Origin of the sequence: Streptomyces sp. NPDC051636 (assembly GCF_044453765.1) — a bacterium.
Classification (GTDB): Bacteria; Actinomycetota; Actinomycetes; order Streptomycetales; family Streptomycetaceae; genus Streptomyces.
Window position 1 is genome coordinate 45,825 of record NZ_JBITDA010000020.1, and the last position, 16,492, is coordinate 62,316.

The following is a 16,492-nucleotide window of genomic DNA, read 5'->3' on the forward strand; positions in this document are numbered from 1 at the left end:
TAGACTGCCCGTGTCCAGTGCCGGTCGGCACGCACATTACGAACCCTGGGGAGATCCCGTCGTGACCGAGCCCCTCTCCGAAAACACAGCCGATGTGATCGTCGTGGGCGCGGGGCCAGCCGGCTCCACCACCGCGTACCACCTCGCCAGGGCCGGACTCGACGTACTCCTGCTGGAGAAGACCGAGTTCCCGAGGGAGAAGGTCTGCGGCGACGGACTCACCCCGCGCGCCGTCAAGCAGCTCGTGGCGATGGGCGTCGACATCTCCGAGGAGGCCGGCTGGCTCCGCAACAAGGGCCTCAGGATCATCGGCGGTGGCTCCCGGCTCCAGCTGGACTGGCCTGATCTCGCCTCCTTCCCGAACTACGGCCTGGTCCGCAAGCGCGACGACTTCGACGAGCAGCTCGCCCGGCAGGCCCAGAAGGCGGGGGCGCGACTGTACGAGCGCTGCAATGTCAGCGGGCCCGTCATCGACGACCGCACCGGCCGCATCACCGGCGTGACGGCCAAACTCGGCGAGGAGAAGCGCGAAGTCACCTTCCACGCGCCGCTCGTCGTCGCCGCCGACGGCAACTCCACCCGCCTGTCCCTCGCGATGGGCCTGCACCGCCGCGAGGACCGCCCGATGGGCGTCGCGGTCCGTACGTACTTCACCTCCCCGCGCCACGACGACGACTACCTGGAGTCCTGGCTGGAACTCTGGGACCGCCGCGGCGCTCAGGACCGCCTCCTGCCCGGCTACGGCTGGATCTTCGGCATGGGCGACGGGACGTCCAATGTGGGTCTGGGCGTGCTGAACACCTCGGACTCCTTCAAGGAACTCGACTGGCGCGAGGTCCTGAAGGCCTGGTGCGCCTCCATGCCGGAGGACTGGGGCTACACGCCGGAGAACATGACCGGCCCGATCCGCGGTGCCGCCCTCCCGATGGCCTTCAACCGCCAGCCGCACTACACCAAGGGCCTGCTGCTCGTCGGCGACGCCGGCGGCCTGGTGAACCCCTTCAACGGCGAGGGCATCGCCTACGCCATGGAGTCCGGCCAGATCGCCGCCGACGTCATCGTCCAGGCCCACGCGCGGGCCACGCCCGGCCAGCGCGAACTGGCCCTGCAGCGCTACCCGCGCGTCCTCAAGGACACCTACGGCGGCTACTACACGCTGGGCCGCGCCTTCGTGAAGCTCATCGGCAACCCGAAGGTCATGCAGATCGCCGCCCAGCGCGGCCTGACCCACCCGCTCCTGATGAAGTTCACCCTGAAGCTCCTGGCCAACCTCACCGACCCGACGGGCGGCGACGCGATGGACCGGATCATCAACGGGCTGAGCAAGGTGGCGCCGAAGGCGTGAGGGTCTTCTGGGCCCCGTCCAGGGCCCGGCTCAGGGCCTCCGCGTTGGCGGACCGGCGGGCGAACACGTCCTCCCGCCGGTCCGCCACCTGCCGCAGCGCTTCCTTCCGCTCCCGCTTCGAGAGCCGGTCCAGGTACACATGGCCGTTGGTGTGGTCGGTCTCGTGGGCGAGGCAGCGCGCGAAGTACCCCGTGCCCTCGATGACGAGCGGGTTGCCGTCCTTGTCCTGCCCGCGCACGACCGCCCGGTCCGGGCGCGGTACGTCCATGACGGCACCCGGCACCGACAGGCACCCCTCACTTTCGTCGAGCAGCCGCCGGCCGGCCGGGTCGAGGGGCTCGAGCACCGGGTTGACGATGTATCCGACATGTCGGACACCTTCATCGTCGGGGCAGTCGTACACGAACAGCCGCAGATCGACCCCTACTTGGTTCGCCGCGAGCCCCGCGCCGTCGGCGACGTACATCGTGAGGAACATGTCGTCGATGAGCGCGGCGAGGTCGGGCCCGAACTCGGTGACGTCCCGGCAGGGCTTGTGCAGGACCTCTTCACCGGTCTCGGTGATGCGGCGCACCGACCCGCGCCGGGCCTCGGGCGCGAGCGGCGGGTAGGACGGGACGGGATGCCCCTGTACGAACACGCTTGGCATGACTTGTTCTCCATCGTCTCGTGGACGGGCCGGAGGGTCCGGCCCGAACCGAGCATCCCAGGAGACCTTGAAGGGCCGCTGCCCCCGAGCGGCTGCGGCCCTTCAAGCGAGGGGTGGGGATGCCGTCAGAGCACCCGCACGGCACCGGTCGGCGGGTCGTACGACAGCGGCTTCTCGGCGACGCCGGTGGAGGGGTTCTGCGCGCCGACGAACATGCCGTCGCCCACGTACACCGCCACGTGGTACGCGCTGCCCGCGCTGCCCCAGTAGAGGATGTCGCCCGGCTGCAGGTTGCTCAGCGAGACCTGGGTGCCGGCGGTCGACTGGTCCTGCGAGACGCGCGGCAGGCTGATGCCCACCTGCTTGAAGGCGGTCTGCACCAGGCCGGAGCAGTCGTAGGCGGACGGGCCGGTGGCGCCGGAGACGTAGGCCTTGCCGACCTGCGCCTTGACGAAGGAGACGACCGCCGCGGCCGAACCGGTGGCCGTGGACGTGCTCGTGGAGGTGCTGGTGTCCGCCGTGGCGGCGAGGGTGGTCCGCTCGGAGTTGCGGGAGGCGCGGGCGGCGGCCTCCTTGCGGGCGGCCTCCTGCGCGGCCTTCTTCTTGGCCTCCGCCTTCTTCTTCGCCTCCGCTAGGTCCGCCTTGGCCTGCTTCGCGGCCTTTGCGGCGGCCGCGTCACGCTCGGCCTGCAGCTCGTAGTTCGCGGCGGCCTGCTGTGTGGCGTCCGCGGACTGGGCGACCTGGGCGGCCACGTCGGCCGTCAGGGTGGGCAGTTCAAGGGTCTGCGTCACCGGCTCGGCCGCGTTCGCCGCGCCGGACGCCCCGGCCACTGCCAGGGTGCTGAGGACGCCACCGGCAACGCCGGCCCGCATCGCGATTTTCGACGCGCTGCGGCGGGGCTTCCGGTGGCTGCGTATGTGAGCGGTGTGGGACATGGGAACAAGCGGTACCAGGGGCTCCTTCATATCTTCAAGAAACGTGTGCTGCGCCACAGTTGCTCAATCGAGGCCCCGAATGCCGGGCGTGTCTTTCTTTATTGACGCCGTAACGGACATTGCGGACGCGGCTGATCAAGCCGTTGATCATGGGTTTTCATGATTACGTCCGAATTGCCCTCCGCTTACCATCGGTTGCCTTCGGTGGCCAAGCCCGGCTCTTGGGCGACTCGCACGGATGTGGCGGAGGTCACGGAACGGTCACCGCGAGGACCGCGTCTCGCTCGTGAACGCGTGCACGCGTCCACACCTCGCCCCGCGCCTCCCTCTGATGTGTGAACGAGGGTCTCTAACAGGACGTGACGTCCAAGGCGAATTTGCATGCAAAGGAAGTCTCTTGATATGGAGACGCACCCTCCGGCCTGCGATGACGAGCGAAAATGTCACCTGTGGTGATCGCTCGAACGCTTCCGGTGCGAAGATCACCGCTCGTCCGACTTCATGATCCTTCGTCAGGTGGTGGAGATCACAAAGCTTGTGCAATACGCCGTGTCGCAGATCACAGAGCGGCGGGCATAAGATGCGAGGCAGTCGGGCTTGTGACCTGCTTCACATGTTCTCGATCTTCGCCCGGATCGAGCGGGGTTCGTGGGACCGGTGAGGTGGATGGTCCGATGCAACCGCCAGCAGTCAGTGCCGACTGAGAGGAGCGAGGAGCGGTGAACGCGTATGCGCCCATCCTCGTACTGGGAGCCCTCGGGGCAGGCTTTGCGATCTTCTCCGTGGTCATGGCCACGCTGATCGGTCCGAAGCGGTACAACCGCGCCAAGCTCGAGGCCTACGAGTGCGGTATCGAGCCGACCCCCACGCCGGCCGGCGGCGGGCGCTTCCCCATCAAGTACTACCTGACGGCGATGCTCTTCATCGTCTTCGACATCGAGATCGTCTTCCTCTATCCCTGGGCCGTCACCTTCGACGCCCTGGGTGTTTTCGGGCTCGTGGAGATGTTGCTCTTCGTGCTCACCGTCTTCGTCGCCTACGCGTACGTGTGGCGGCGCGGCGGTCTGGAATGGGACTGAGGGGCCTTTAGGACATGGGACTCGAAGAAAAGCTGCCGAGCGGTTTCCTGCTCACCACCGTCGAGCAGGCCGCGGGCTGGGTGCGCAAGGCGTCCGTCTTCCCCGCCACGTTCGGCCTCGCCTGCTGCGCCATCGAGATGATGACCACCGGAGCCGGCCGCTACGACCTGGCGCGCTTCGGCATGGAGGTCTTCCGCGGCTCGCCGCGGCAGGCGGACCTGATGATCGTCGCGGGCCGGGTCAGCCAGAAGATGGCGCCGGTGCTCCGGCAGGTCTACGACCAGATGCCCAACCCGAAGTGGGTGATCTCCATGGGCGTCTGCGCCTCCTCCGGCGGCATGTTCAACAACTACGCGATCGTCCAGGGCGTCGACCACATCGTCCCGGTCGACATCTACCTGCCCGGCTGCCCGCCCCGCCCCGAGATGCTGATGGACGCGATCCTCAAGCTCCACCAGAAGATCCAGTCCGCCAAGCTCGGCGTGAACGCCGAGGAGGCGGCCCGCGAGGCGGAGGAGGCGGCGCTCAAGGCCCTGCCCACGATCGAGATGAAGGGGCTGCTGCGGTGAGCGACGCGAACGGCACCAACGGCGCGAACGGGTCCGCGAACGGGGTGAACCCCGAGAAGGACCTGGCCGCCTCCAACCTCCCCGGCCGACCCGGCCAGGGCGGCGAGGAGATCCGCGTCCAGCGCGGCATGTTCGGCGCCAGCAACGGCGGCGACACCTCCGGCTACGGCGGCCTGGTCCGCTCGGTCCGACTCCCGGGACCGGCGACCCGCCCCTACGGCGGGTGGTTCGACGAGGTCGCCGACGAGCTCGAGGGGGCGCTGGAGGAGCAGGGCCTGCTCCCCGCGAACGCGATCGAGAAGACGGTCGTCGACCGCGGCGAGCTGACCTTCCACGTCGAGCGCGAGCACCTCCTCCGCGTCGCCCAGACCCTGCGCGACGACCCGGCCCTGCGCTTCGAGCTGTGCACCGGCGTCAGCGGCGTCCACTACCCGCACGACAAGGGCCGCGAGCTGCACGCCGTCTACCACCTGCGCTCGATCACCCACAACCGGCTGATCCGCCTGGAGGTCAGCGCCCCCGACAGCGACCCGCACATCCCGTCGCTGGTCTCCGTCTACCCGACGAACGACTGGCACGAGCGCGAGACCTACGACTTCTTCGGGATCGTCTTCGACGGCCACCCGGCCCTGACCCGGATCATGATGCCGGACGACTGGCAGGGCCACCCGCAGCGCAAGGACTACCCCCTCGGCGGCATCCCCGTCGAGTACAAGGGCGCCCAGATTCCGGCTCCGGACCAGCGGAGGTCGTACTCGTGAGCACGCAGTCAGCAGCCGCGTCCGCCGCGTCGGCACGCGAGACCACCGAGGGCACCGTCTACACGGTCACCGGTGGCGACTGGGACGAGGTCGTCCAGTCCGCGGCCCGCGCCGACGACGAGCGCATCGTCGTCAACATGGGCCCCCAGCACCCCTCCACCCACGGAGTGCTCCGCCTGATCCTGGAGATCGAGGGCGAGACGGTCACCGAGGCCCGCTGCGGCATCGGCTATCTCCACACCGGCATCGAGAAGAACCTCGAGTACCGGACCTGGACGCAGGGCACCACGTTCGTGACGCGCATGGACTACCTGACGTCCTTCTTCAACGAGACCGCCTACTGCCTCGCCGTGGAGAAGCTCCTCGGCGTCGAGGACCAGATCACCGAGCGGGCCAAGATCATCCGGGTGCTCCTGATGGAGCTGAACCGGATGTCCTCCCACCTGGTGTGCATCGCCACCGGCGGGATGGAGCTCGGCGCCACCACGATCATGATCTACGGATTCCGTGATCGTGAAATGATTCTCGACATCTACGAGCTCATCACGGGCCTGCGGATGAACCACGCGTACATCCGCCCCGGCGGACTCGCGCAGGACCTGCCGCCCGGCGCGGTGGACCACATCCGCGAGTTCGTGAAGAAGATGAAGAAGAACCTCCCGGAGTACGACAAGCTCGCCACCGGGAACCCCATCTTCAAGGCCCGTATGCAGGACATCGGCTACCTGGACCTGGCCGGCTGCATGGCCCTCGGCGCCACCGGACCGATCCTGCGCGCCACCGGCCTGCCGCACGACCTGCGCAAGACGCAGCCGTACTGCGACTACGAGACGTACGACTTCGACGTCCCGACCGCCGACTCCTGCGACGCCTACGGCCGCTTCCTGATCCGCCTGGAGGAGATGCGCCAGTCGCTCAGGATCGTCGAGCAGTGCCTGGACCGGCTGCAGCCCGGCCCGGTCATGGTCGCCGACAAGAAGATCGCCTGGCCCGCCCAGCTCGCCCTCGGACCGGACGGCCTCGGCAACTCCCTCGACCACATCAAGAAGATCATGGGCACCTCCATGGAGGCCCTGATCCACCACTTCAAGCTGGTCACCGAGGGCTTCCGCGTCCCGCCGGGACAGACGTACGCGGCCGTCGAGTCGCCCAAGGGCGAGCTCGGGGTGCACGCCGTGTCCGACGGCGGCACCCGCCCCTACCGGGTCCACTTCCGCGACCCGTCCTTCACCAACCTGCAGGCCATGGCGGCGATGTGCGAGGGCGGCCAGGTCGCCGACGTCATCGTCGCCGTCGCGTCCATCGACCCCGTGATGGGAGGCGTCGACCGGTGACCACCTCTTCTTCGGAGCGGGGCGTCAGCCTGGGCATGCCCGAACTGCCCGCGCCCGGCTACCCGGACGACGTCCGAGCCCGGCTGGAGACGGACGCGCGCGAGATCATCGCCCGCTACCCGGACTCCCGCTCGGCCCTGCTGCCGTTGCTGCACCTGGTGCAGTCGGAGGAGGGCCACGTCACGCGCACCGGGATGCGGTTCTGCGCGGACATGCTGGACCTGACCACGGCCGAGGTCACCGCGGTCGCCACCTTCTACACCATGTACCGGCGCAAGCCGTCCGGTGACTACCAGGTCGGGGTGTGCACCAACACGCTGTGCGCGGTGATGGGCGGCGACGCGATCTTCGAGACGCTGCAGGAGCACCTGGGCGTCGGCAACGGCGAGACCACCGACGACGGCAAGGTCACCCTGGAGCACATCGAGTGCAACGCGGCCTGCGACTACGCGCCGGTCGTGATGGTGAACTGGGAGTTCTTCGACAACCAGACCCCGGCGAGCGCCACGCGCCTGGTCGACGACCTCCGCGCGGGACGGCCCGTCGAGCCCACCCGCGGGGCACGTCTGTGCACCTTCAAGGAGACCGCCCGGATCCTGGCGGGCTTCCCCGACGAGCGGCCCGGGGCCGTCGAGGAAAGCGGCAGCGCGGGACCCGCTTCGCTGGTGGGCCTTCGCCTGGCAAGGGGAGAGACCGCACCCGCGCGGGTGGTGCATCCGCGGGACGGCGGACCGCACGACGAACCGCAGGACCGGACGGTGCACGAGCCGTCGCCGGCCGAACACCTCAGTTCACACGACGCACCGCAGGACACATCGGCCTCCGACCCGGCCCACCCGGCAGGGCCTACCGCCGAGGAGGGTGAGTGATGAGCGTGGCTGCCGAACTCAAGGACACCAGCCCGGAGAAGCTGCTCGCACCCGTGCTGTCGGCCTTCTGGGACGAGGACAGGTCCTGGACACTGGACGTCTACAAGAGGCACGAAGGGTACGAGGGGCTCCGCAAGGCGCTCGCCATGTCACCGGACGACGTGATCGCGTACGTCAAGGAGTCCGGTCTGCGCGGGCGAGGCGGCGCGGGGTTCCCGACGGGAATGAAGTGGCAGTTCATTCCCCAGGGAGATGGAAAACCGCACTATCTGGTTGTCAACGCCGACGAGTCGGAGCCCGGAACCTGCAAGGACATCCCGCTCCTCTTCGCCAACCCGCACAGCCTCATCGAGGGCATCGTCATCGCGTGTTATGCCATCAGGTCGTCGCATGCCTTCATCTATCTGCGTGGTGAAGTCGTCCCCGTTCTGCGGCGGCTGCACGAGGCCGTGCGCGAGGCCTACGCGGCGGGCTACCTCGGCGAGAACATCCTGGGCAGCGGACTCGACCTCCAACTCACCGTGCACGCGGGCGCGGGCGCGTACATCTGCGGTGAGGAGACCGCACTGCTCGACTCGCTCGAAGGCCGCCGTGGTCAACCGCGGCTGCGTCCCCCCTTCCCCGCTGTCGAGGGCCTCTATGCGTGCCCGACTGTTGTGAACAACGTCGAGTCCATCGCGTCGGTTCCCGCCATTCTGAAAAACGGCAAGGACTGGTTCAGGTCGATGGGCAGCGAGAAGTCCCCGGGCTTCACGCTCTACTCGCTCAGCGGCCATGTCGCCGGCCCCGGTCAGTACGAGGCCCCGCTCGGCATCACGCTCCGCCAGCTCCTCGACATGAGCGGCGGGATGCGCCCCGGGCACCGGCTGAAGTTCTGGACGCCGGGCGGCTCCTCGACGCCGATGTTCACCGACGAGCACCTCGACGTCCCTCTTGACTACGAAGGAGTGGGCGCCGCGGGTTCCATGCTGGGCACGAAAGCACTGCAGTGCTTCGACGAGACGACCTGCGTCGTGCGCGCCGTCACCCGCTGGACCGAGTTCTACGCCCACGAGTCCTGCGGCAAGTGCACGCCCTGCCGCGAAGGAACATACTGGCTGGTGCAGTTGCTGCGCGACATCGAGGCCGGCAAGGGCGTCATGTCCGACCTCGACAAGCTGAACGACATCGCCGACAACATCAACGGCAAGTCCTTCTGCGCCCTCGGCGACGGCGCCGCCTCGCCGATCTTCTCCTCGCTCAAGTACTTCCGTGAGGAGTACGAGCAGCACATCACCGGCCGGGGCTGCCCCTTCGACCCGGCGAAGTCCACGGCCTGGGCCGACCGCCCGGAGGTGACCGCATGACCGTGACCACCAACGCCCCCTCGGGAGGGGGAGAGGCGGCGGTCCCGCCGGAAGACCTCGTCACGCTGACGATCGACGGCATCGAGATCAGCGTGCCCAAGGGCACCCTGGTCATCCGGGCCGCCGAACAGCTCGGCATCGAGATCCCGCGCTTCTGCGACCACCCCCTCCTCGATCCGGTCGGCGCCTGCCGCCAGTGCATCGTCGAGGTCGAGGGCCAGCGCAAGCCCATGGCGTCCTGCACTATCACGTGCACGGACGGAATGGTGGTGAAGACCCACCTGACCTCGCCGGTCGCCGAGAAGGCCCAGCACGGCGTGATGGAGCTGCTGCTCATCAACCACCCGCTGGACTGCCCCGTCTGCGACAAGGGCGGCGAGTGCCCGCTGCAGAACCAGGCGATGTCGCACGGCAACGCGGAGTCCCGCTTCGGCGGCAGGAAGCGGACCTTCGAGAAGCCCGTCCCGATCTCCACGCAGGTGCTGCTCGACCGCGAACGGTGCGTGCTGTGCGCCCGCTGCACCCGGTTCTCCAACCAGGTCGCGGGCGACCCGATGATCGAGCTGCTGGAACGGGGCGCGCTCCAGCAGGTCGGCACCGGTGAGGGCGACCCCTTCGAGTCGTACTTCTCCGGCAACACCATCCAGATCTGCCCGGTGGGCGCGCTGACCTCGGCGGCCTATCGTTTCCGCTCCCGCCCCTTCGACCTGGTCTCCTCGCCGTCCGTCTGCGAGCACTGCTCCGGTGGCTGCGCGACCCGCACGGACCACCGGCGCGGCAAGGTCATGCGGCGGCTCGCCGCCAACGACCCCGAGGTCAACGAGGAGTGGATCTGCGACAAGGGCCGCTTCGCGTTCCGGTACGCGCAGCAGAAGGACCGGCTCGACACGCCGCTGGTACGAGGCGCCGAGGGCGAGCTCGAACCGGCCTCCTGGCCGGACGCGTTGCAGATCGCCGCTCAGGGTCTCCTGGCGTCGCGCGGCAGGACCGGTGTCCTGACCGGCGGCCGGCTGACCATCGAGGACGCCTACGCCTACAGCAAGTTCGCGCGCGTGGCCCTCGACACGAACGACATCGACTTCCGCGCGCGCGTGCACAGCAGCGAGGAGACCGACTTCCTGGCGGCCCGGGTGGCCGGCCGCGGCCGTGACCTCGACGGTACGGGCGTCACGTACACCGCGTTGGAGAAGGCGCCCGCCGTCCTGCTGGTCGGGTTCGAGTCGGAGGAAGAGGCCCCCGGCGTCTTCCTGCGGCTGCGCAAGGCCTGGCGCAAGCGCAAGCAGAAGGTGTTCTCGCTGGCCACGCATGCCACGCGCGGCCTTGAGAAGGCGGGCGGCACGCTGCTGCCGGCCGCTCCCGGCACCGAGACCGAGTGGCTGGACGCGCTGGCGAGCGGTGTCGGCCTGGAGGACGCCGGAGCCCAGGCCGCCGAAGCGCTGCGCGCCGAGGGTGCGGTGATCGTCGTCGGCGAGCGGCTGGCCTCGGTCGCCGGTGGCCTCACCGCCGCCGTACGGGCCGCCGCCGCGACCGGCGCCCAGCTGGCGTGGATCCCGCGGCGGGCCGGGGAGCGCGGCGCGATCGAGGCGGGCGCGCTGCCGTCGCTGCTGCCGGGCGGGCGTCCGGCGACCGACCCGCGCGCGCGTGAGCAGGTGGCCGCGGTCTGGGGTCTGGCCGAACTCCCGCACCGCTACGGCCGCGACACCGGCCAGATCATCGAGGCCGCCGCGAGCGGTGAACTCCAGGCCCTGCTGGTCGCGGGCGTGGAGGTCGCCGATCTGCCGGATCCGGCACGCGCGCGTGAGGCGCTGTCCGAGGCCGGTTTCGTGGTGTCGCTGGAGCTGCGGCCCAGCGAGGTCACCGAGCACGCCGACGTCGTGCTCCCCGTCGCCGCGGTCGCCGAGAAGCCGGGCACCTTCCTCAACTGGGAGGGGCGGGTCCGCTTCTTCGAGGCCGCGCTCAAGCCCGACCAGATGACCCGCCGCCCGGCGCCGACCGACGCGCGGGCGCTGCAGATGCTGGCCGACGCCATGGACGTACATCTCGGTCTGCCGGATCTGCGCACCACGCGCGCCGAGATCGACCGGCTCGGCTCCTGGGACGGGCCGCGGGCATCCGAGCCGTTGGAGACCGCGGGTGTGCTGCCGCGTCCGGCCGCCGGTGAGGCCGTGCTGGCCGGGCACCGGCTGCTGCTCGACCAGGGTGTGCTCCAGGAGGGCGACGAGGCACTCGCCGGGACCCGGCACGCGGCACGCGCGCGTGTGTCGCCCGCGACGGCCGCCGAGGCGGGCGTCGAGGACGGCGACGTCCTCGCCGTGACCGGACCCGCCGGGGTGGTCGGACTCCCGCTCCAGATCACCGAGATGCCCGACCGGGTGGTCTGGCTTCCGCTGAACTCCGTAGGCGGCGGCGTCGCCTCCGACACCGGGGCCCGACCCGGTTCCCTCGTCCGCATCGGCCCGGCGGCCCTCGCCGGCGAGGCCCCCAAGGAGGTGGAGGCATGAGCCCGTACCTCGCCGCTGAAGACCTCTCGATGTTCGGCCGCGACCCCTGGTGGCTGGTCGTCGTCAAGGCCGTGTTCTGCTTCGCCTTCCTGATGGTGACCGTGCTGTTCTCCATCGTCTGGGAGCGCAAGGTCGTCGCCTGGATGCAGCTGCGCATCGGCCCCAACCGGCACGGCCCCTGGGGCATGCTCCAGTCGCTCGCCGACGGCGTGAAGCTGATGCTCAAGGAAGACCTCATCGTCAAGCGCGCGGACAAGGTGGTGTACGTCCTCGCGCCGATCGTCGCGGCCATCCCGGCCTTCATGGCGATCGCGGTGATCCCCTTCGGACCGGCCGGCAACGAGATCTCGATCTTCGGCCACCGCACCACGATGCAGCTCACCGACCTGCCGATCGCGATGCTCTACATCCTCGCGATCGCCTCCGTCGGCATCTACGGCATCGTGCTGGCGGGCTGGAGTTCCGGATCCACCTATCCGCTGCTCGGCGGCCTGCGCTCCTGCGCGCAGATGATCTCGTACGAGATCGCCATGGGCGCCGCGTTCGCCTCCGTGTTCCTCTACTCGGGGTCGATGTCGACGTCGACGATCGTCGAGCAGCAGCACGACCGCTGGTACATCGTCCTGCTGCCGGTCTCCTTCATCCTCTACATCGTCACGATGGTCGGCGAGACCAACCGCGCCCCGTTCGACATGCCGGAGTCCGAGGGTGACCTGGTCGGTGGTTTCAACACCGAGTACTCGTCGATCAAGTTCGCGATGTTCATGCTCGCCGAGTACGTCAACATGGTGACCGTCTCTGCCGTGTCGACGACGCTCTTCCTCGGCGGCTGGCGGGCCCCGTGGCCGGTCAGCGCCTTCTGGGAGGGCGCGAACCACGGCTGGTGGCCGCTGCTCTGGTTCGTCATCAAGGTGCAGTTGCTGCTGTTCTTCTTCATCTGGCTGCGCGGCACCCTCCCGCGCGTGCGCTACGACCAGCTGATGAAGCTCGGCTGGAAGGTCCTCATCCCGGTCTCCGTGACGTGGCTGATGCTCGTCGCGACCGTGCGGACCCTCAGGAACGAGAACTACGACTTCGCCGACATCGCCCTCTACGTCGGGGGTGGTGTCCTGGCCCTGCTCCTGCTGTCCTTCGTGGCCGACATCTTCCGCGACAAGGCGAAGACGGCCGAGCCGCCCGCCGCCCAGCCCGCCGGGTTCGACCCGATGGCCGGCGGATTCCCCGTGCCGCCGCTGCCCGGACAGGAGCTGCCGCCGGTGCCGAGGCGCCGTTCGCGCCGCGAGCGGGAGCTGATTGTCAGTGGCGGCCCGGACACTGTCAGTGACGGATCTTCGGATGGAAAGGAGGCGTCCGATGGCTGAGGAGCCCCAGGAGGCCGGGCAGTCCAAGCCCGGTTTCCAGAACCCAGTGGCCGGTTTCGGCGTGACCTTCAAGGCCATGTTCAAGAAGCGGCTGACCGAGCAGTACCCGGAGCAGAAGAAGACCACGGCTCCGCGGTTCCACGGACGGCACCAGCTCAACCGCCATCCGGACGGCCTGGAGAAGTGCGTCGGCTGCGAGCTGTGCGCCTGGGCCTGCCCCGCCGACGCCATCTACGTGGAGGGCGCCGACAACACCGACGAGGAGCGTTACTCGCCGGGTGAGCGGTACGGCCGCGTCTACCAGATCAACTACGCCCGCTGCATCCTGTGCGGCCTGTGCATCGAGGCCTGCCCCACGCGCGCGTTGACGATGACCAACGAGTTCGAGCTGGCCGACTCCAGCCGCGCCAACCTCATCTACACCAAGGAGCAGCTGCTCGCCGGCCTCGAGGAGGGCATGGTCGACTCGCCGCACGCCATCTATCCGGGCATGGACGAGCAGGACTACTACCAGGGTCTGGTGACGGAGGCCGCGCCCGGCACCGTACGGCAGGTGGCCCGCTCCAAGGGCGAGGTGCCCCAGGAGGCCTCCTCGACCTTCGGTGAGGGCGAACCCGCCTCGGAGAAGGTGATCGGCCGATGACCGCGCAACTCGCCGCCTACTCCACCTCCACCGGAGAGGCCTTCCAGTTCTGGGTCCTCGGCACCGTCGCCGTGATCGGCGCCCTGTGCACCGTCTTCATGAAGAAGGCCGTGCACAGCGCGCTGTGTCTGGCCGGGACCATGATCGTTCTGGCGGTGTTCTACCTCGCCAACGGCGCCTACTTCCTGGGCATCGTGCAGATCGTCGTCTACACCGGCGCGATCATGATGCTGTTCCTGTTCGTGGTGATGCTGGTCGGCGTCACGGCCGCGGACTCGCTGAAGGAGACCATCAAGGGCCAGCGCTGGCTGGCCCTGCTGTGCGGGGTCGGCTTCGGCGTCCTGCTGTTCGCCGGGATCGCCAACGCCTCCCTGAAGGAGTTCAACGGCACCGGCCAGGCGAACGCGAACGGCAACGTGGAGGGCCTGGCGTCCCTCATCTTCACCAAGTACGTCTTCGCCTTCGAAATCACCGGTGCCCTGCTCATCACGGCCGCCGTCGGCGCCATGGTGCTCACGCACCGGGAGCGCACCGAGCGCGCCAAGACCCAGCGAGAGCTGTCCGAGCAGCGGGTGCGCGAGGGGAAGTACATCCCGCCGCTGCCCGCGCCCGGCGTGTACGCCCGGCACAACGCCGTCGACATCGCGGGCCTGCTGCCCGACGGCACCCCGTCCGAGCTCACGGTCAGCAAGACGCTGCGCGAACGCGGCCAGATCCGGGACGTGTCGGCGGAGGCGCTCAACGACCTGCGGGCCCTGGAGCAGCGCGCGGAGGAGCGCCTGGAGCGCAGGGCGATCGAGCCGGCGAACTTCAAGCGGGCCGAGGAGGCGTCGAAGTGAACCCCGTCAACTACCTGTATCTCGCGGCACTTCTGTTCACGATCGGCGCGACCGGCGTGCTCATCAGGCGGAACGCGATCGTCGTGTTCATGTGCATCGAGCTGATGCTCAACGCCTGCAACCTCGCGTTCGTCGCCTTCTCCCGGATGCACGGCAATCTCGACGGCCAGATCATCGCCTTCTTCACGATGGTCGTCGCCGCCGCCGAGGTCGTCGTCGGTCTGGCGATCATCGTGTCGCTGTTCCGCACCCGCCACTCGGCCTCGGTCGACGACGCCAGCCTGATGAAGCTGTAAGGGGTCGGGAGAATCGTGGAGAACCTGATCGCGCTGCTGATCGCGGCGCCCCTGCTCGGAGCGGCCGTCCTGCTGGTCGGCGGCCGGCGTCTGGACGCCGTCGGCCACTGGATCGGCACGCTCCTGTCGGCCGTCTCCTTCGTGTTCGGCCTGCTCCTCTTCGCCGACCTGCTCGGCAAGGGAGCCGAACACCGCACCCTGATCCAGCACCTGTTCAGCTGGGTCCCGGTGGCCGGTTTCCAGGCGGACGTCACCTTCCGCCTCGACCAGCTGTCGATGACTTTCGTGCTGCTGATCACCGGCGTCGGCTCGCTGATCCACCTGTACTCCGTGGGGTACATGGCGCACGACGAGCGGCGCCGCCGCTTCTTCGGCTACCTGAACCTGTTCCTCGCGGCGATGCTGCTGCTCGTCCTCGCCGACAACTACCTGCTGCTGTACGTCGGCTGGGAGGGCGTCGGTCTCGCCTCCTACCTGCTGATCGGTTTCTGGCAGCACAAGCCCAGCGCGGCCACCGCGGCGAAGAAGGCCTTCCTGGTCAACCGCGTCGGCGACATGGGTCTGTCGATCGCGATCATGCTGATGTTCACGACGTTCGGCACCTTCGCCTTCGGGCCGGTCCTCAGCCACACCGGTGACACGTCCGAGGGCAAGCTCACCGCCATCGGCCTGATGCTCCTGCTCGCCGCCTGCGGCAAGTCCGCCCAGGTGCCGCTGCAGTCCTGGCTCGGGGACGCGATGGAGGGCCCGACCCCGGTCTCGGCCCTCATCCACGCCGCGACGATGGTGACCGCGGGCGTCTACCTGATCGTCCGCTCCGGAGCCGTCTTCAACGCGGCGCCCGACGCGCAGCTCGCGGTCACCGTGGTCGGCGCGGTCACGCTCCTGTTCGGTGCGATCGTCGGTTGCGCGAAGGACGACATCAAGAAGGCGCTGGCCGGTTCGACGATGTCGCAGATCGGCTACATGGTGCTGGCCGCGGGCCTCGGCCCCATCGGCTACGTCTTCGCGATCATGCACCTGGTGACGCACGGCTTCTTCAAGGCCGGGCTGTTCCTCGGCGCCGGTTCGGTCATGCACGGCATGAACGACGAGGTCGACATGCGCAAGTACGGCGGCCTGCGCACGTACATGCCGGTCACCTTCGTCACCTTCGGCCTCGGCTACCTCGCCATCATCGGCTTCCCCGGCCTGTCCGGCTTCTTCTCCAAGGACAAGATCATCGAGGCGGCCTTCGCCAAGGGCGGCACCGAGGGCTGGATCCTCGGCGGCGCGGCCCTGCTGGGCGCGGCCATCACGGCGTTCTACATGACGCGCGTGATGCTGATGACGTTCTTCGGAGAGGAGCGTTGGAAGAACCAACCCACTCGCTCTCCGGAAGCTCCGAGCGCGGAGCCCGCGGCCGAGCACCGTGGAGAGCACGCTGAGCCACACCCGCACGAGTCGCCGAAGGTCATGACGATCCCGATGATCCTGCTGGCCGTCGGCTCGGTCTTCGGCGGCGCTTTCTTCAGCATCGGCGACCGCTTCCTGCACTGGCTGGAGCCGGTCACCGGCCACAGCGAGGGCGACTCGCCGGTCAGTGCCTGGACGGTCACCGGCGCGACCATGGTGTGCCTGGTCATCGGCGTCGCCATCGCGTACGCGCAGTACGGTCGCAAGCCCGTCCCGGTCGTCGCCCCGCGCGGGTCGCTGCTCACCCGGGCCGCCCGGCGCGACCTGCTCCAGGACGACTTCAACCACGTCGTCCTGGTGCGCGGCGGAGAGCACCTGACGCGCTCCCTGGTGTACGTCGACCACACCCTGGTCGACGGGGTCGTCAACGGCACCGCGGCCACCTTCGGAGGTCTCTCCGGACGGTTGCGCCGGCTGCAGAACGGCTTCGCGCGCTCCTACGCGGTCTCGATGTTCGGCGGTGCGGCACTCCTGGTCGCCGCGACCCTGCTGATGAGGGCGGTCTGATAC

At 68.9% G+C, this 16,492-nt stretch carries 15 protein-coding genes; 13 read left to right on the forward strand and 2 right to left on the reverse strand.

The annotated features are described in order from the left end of the window. The first annotated feature begins 61 nt into the window (after positions 1 to 61). Entirely contained in the window at positions 62 to 1,345 is a 1,284-nt protein-coding gene (locus ACIBBH_RS29095) for a geranylgeranyl reductase family protein (RefSeq protein WP_399409615.1), read from the forward strand. On the opposite strand, the gene def is transcribed toward ACIBBH_RS29095, so the two are convergent. Together def and ACIBBH_RS29105 are read right to left on the reverse strand one after the other, a co-directional pair. Then, a complete protein-coding gene (gene def / locus ACIBBH_RS29100) occupies positions 1,311 to 1,994 on the reverse strand; it encodes a peptide deformylase (protein ID WP_399409617.1) in 684 nt (227 codons plus the stop codon). The genes ACIBBH_RS29095 and def overlap by 35 nt on opposite strands. Positions 1,995 to 2,119: 125 nt before the next feature. Further along, entirely contained in the window at positions 2,120 to 2,929 is an 810-nt protein-coding gene (locus ACIBBH_RS29105; protein WP_399409618.1) for a C40 family peptidase, read from the reverse strand. A gap of 719 nt (positions 2,930 to 3,648) precedes the next feature. Between ACIBBH_RS29105 and ACIBBH_RS29110 the strand changes: the two genes are divergently transcribed. Genes ACIBBH_RS29110 through nuoL form a run of 12 tightly spaced genes read left to right on the forward strand, consistent with a single transcriptional unit; the run spans position 3,649 to position 16,489 of the window. Then, entirely contained in the window at positions 3,649 to 4,008 is a 360-nt protein-coding gene (locus ACIBBH_RS29110; protein ID WP_007383963.1) for an NADH-quinone oxidoreductase subunit A, read from the forward strand. Positions 4,009 to 4,022: 14 nt separating this feature from the next. Then, a complete protein-coding gene (locus ACIBBH_RS29115; protein WP_143628055.1) occupies positions 4,023 to 4,577 on the forward strand; it encodes an NADH-quinone oxidoreductase subunit B family protein in 555 nt (184 codons plus the stop codon). Further along, on the forward strand, positions 4,574 to 5,338 hold the full coding sequence (locus ACIBBH_RS29120) for an NADH-quinone oxidoreductase subunit C (RefSeq protein ID WP_399409621.1): 765 nt from the start codon (positions 4,574 to 4,576) through the stop codon (positions 5,336 to 5,338). Before ACIBBH_RS29115 ends, ACIBBH_RS29120 begins: the two co-directional genes overlap by 4 nt. Further along, on the forward strand, positions 5,335 to 6,672 hold the full coding sequence (locus ACIBBH_RS29125) for an NADH-quinone oxidoreductase subunit D (RefSeq protein ID WP_399409622.1): 1,338 nt from the start codon (positions 5,335 to 5,337) through the stop codon (positions 6,670 to 6,672). The genes ACIBBH_RS29120 and ACIBBH_RS29125 overlap by 4 nt, the downstream gene beginning before the upstream one ends. Further along, on the forward strand, positions 6,669 to 7,541 hold the full coding sequence (nuoE, locus tag ACIBBH_RS29130; protein ID WP_399409624.1) for an NADH-quinone oxidoreductase subunit NuoE: 873 nt from the start codon (positions 6,669 to 6,671) through the stop codon (positions 7,539 to 7,541). The genes ACIBBH_RS29125 and nuoE overlap by 4 nt, the downstream gene beginning before the upstream one ends. Continuing rightward, positions 7,538 to 8,887: an NADH-quinone oxidoreductase subunit NuoF gene (gene nuoF / locus ACIBBH_RS29135; RefSeq protein ID WP_399409626.1), complete on the forward strand. Its 1,350-nt coding sequence runs from the start codon at positions 7,538 to 7,540 to the stop codon at positions 8,885 to 8,887. Before nuoE ends, nuoF begins: the two co-directional genes overlap by 4 nt. Continuing rightward, entirely contained in the window at positions 8,884 to 11,388 is a 2,505-nt protein-coding gene (locus ACIBBH_RS29140) for an NADH-quinone oxidoreductase subunit G (RefSeq protein WP_399409628.1), read from the forward strand. Before nuoF ends, ACIBBH_RS29140 begins: the two co-directional genes overlap by 4 nt. Beyond that, complete coding sequence (gene nuoH / locus ACIBBH_RS29145; RefSeq protein ID WP_399409630.1) at positions 11,385 to 12,749, forward strand: NADH-quinone oxidoreductase subunit NuoH; 1,365 nt, start codon at positions 11,385 to 11,387, stop codon at positions 12,747 to 12,749. Before ACIBBH_RS29140 ends, nuoH begins: the two co-directional genes overlap by 4 nt. Further along, positions 12,742 to 13,392 carry an NADH-quinone oxidoreductase subunit NuoI gene (gene nuoI / locus ACIBBH_RS29150; protein ID WP_399409632.1) on the forward strand — a complete coding sequence of 217 codons (651 nt, stop codon included), beginning with the start codon at positions 12,742 to 12,744 and terminating at the stop codon, positions 13,390 to 13,392. The genes nuoH and nuoI overlap by 8 nt, the downstream gene beginning before the upstream one ends. Further along, on the forward strand, positions 13,389 to 14,231 hold the full coding sequence (locus tag ACIBBH_RS29155; protein ID WP_399409634.1) for an NADH-quinone oxidoreductase subunit J: 843 nt from the start codon (positions 13,389 to 13,391) through the stop codon (positions 14,229 to 14,231). The genes nuoI and ACIBBH_RS29155 overlap by 4 nt, the downstream gene beginning before the upstream one ends. Then, the gene (nuoK, locus tag ACIBBH_RS29160) at positions 14,228 to 14,527 is read left to right on the forward strand and encodes an NADH-quinone oxidoreductase subunit NuoK (RefSeq protein WP_028420845.1); all 300 of its coding nucleotides are present in this window, start codon (positions 14,228 to 14,230) and stop codon (positions 14,525 to 14,527) included. Before ACIBBH_RS29155 ends, nuoK begins: the two co-directional genes overlap by 4 nt. 15 nt (positions 14,528 to 14,542) lie before the next feature. After that, entirely contained in the window at positions 14,543 to 16,489 is a 1,947-nt protein-coding gene (gene nuoL / locus ACIBBH_RS29165) for an NADH-quinone oxidoreductase subunit L (protein WP_399409636.1), read from the forward strand. The last annotated feature ends 3 nt before the right edge of the window (positions 16,490 to 16,492 follow it).

Excerpts from the sequence above, each read along its gene's own strand:
- ACIBBH_RS29105 (WP_399409618.1), bottom strand. The coding sequence starts at position 2,929 with ATGTCCCACACCGCTCACATACGCAGCCACCGGAAGCCCCGCCGCAGC.
- nuoI (WP_399409632.1), top strand. The coding sequence starts at position 12,742 with ATGGCTGAGGAGCCCCAGGAGGCCGGGCAGTCCAAGCCCGGTTTCCAG.
- def (WP_399409617.1), bottom strand. The coding sequence starts at position 1,994 with ATGCCAAGCGTGTTCGTACAGGGGCATCCCGTCCCGTCCTACCCGCCG.
- ACIBBH_RS29140 (WP_399409628.1), top strand. The coding sequence starts at position 8,884 with ATGACCGTGACCACCAACGCCCCCTCGGGAGGGGGAGAGGCGGCGGTC.
- ACIBBH_RS29155 (WP_399409634.1), top strand. The coding sequence starts at position 13,389 with ATGACCGCGCAACTCGCCGCCTACTCCACCTCCACCGGAGAGGCCTTC.
- ACIBBH_RS29115 (WP_143628055.1), top strand. The coding sequence starts at position 4,023 with ATGGGACTCGAAGAAAAGCTGCCGAGCGGTTTCCTGCTCACCACCGTC.
- nuoH (WP_399409630.1), top strand. The coding sequence starts at position 11,385 with ATGAGCCCGTACCTCGCCGCTGAAGACCTCTCGATGTTCGGCCGCGAC.